The 459-nt window shown below is 71.0% G+C and carries 1 pseudogene; it reads left to right on the top strand.

Features of this window, described 5'->3' with window-relative positions:
- A pseudogene (locus H7I41_RS06815) lies at positions 1-459 on the top strand (Re/Si-specific NAD(P)(+) transhydrogenase subunit alpha); the annotation flags it as partial.

Below are 459 nucleotides of genomic sequence, written 5' to 3'. Positions count from 1 at the left end.
GTGAATGCGCCGGATGACTCCGAGATCGCCGCGGTGCGTGACGGGGCGACGGTGGTCGGTCTGATTTCGCCGGCGCTGCGTCCGGATCTGGTGGAGAAGTTGTCGTCCCGGCCGATCACGGTGCTGGCGATGGATGCGGTGCCGCGGATCTCGCGGGCGCAGTCGTTGGATGTGTTGTCCTCGATGGCCAATATCGCCGGCTACCGGGCGGTGGTGGAGGCCGCGCACGCCTTCGGCCGGTTCTTCACCGGTCAGGTCACCGCGGCGGGCAAGGTGCCCCCGGCCAAGGTGCTCGTCGTCGGCGCCGGGGTGGCCGGGCTGGCCGCCATCGGCGCCGCGGGCAGCCTGGGTGCGATCGTGAAGGCCACCGACCCGCGCCCTGAGGTCGCCGATCAGGTCGCCTCACTCGGCGGGGAGTACGTGTCGGTCACGGACCCGGCGGAAGGTGTCGCTGAAGTC

It is taken from the genome of [Mycobacterium] manitobense (assembly GCF_025821665.1).
Classification (GTDB): Bacteria; Actinomycetota; Actinomycetes; order Mycobacteriales; family Mycobacteriaceae; genus Mycobacterium; species Mycobacterium arseniciresistens.
The sequence above is the reverse complement of the archived record's forward strand: the minus strand, read 5'-3'. Positions and strand labels throughout refer to the sequence as shown.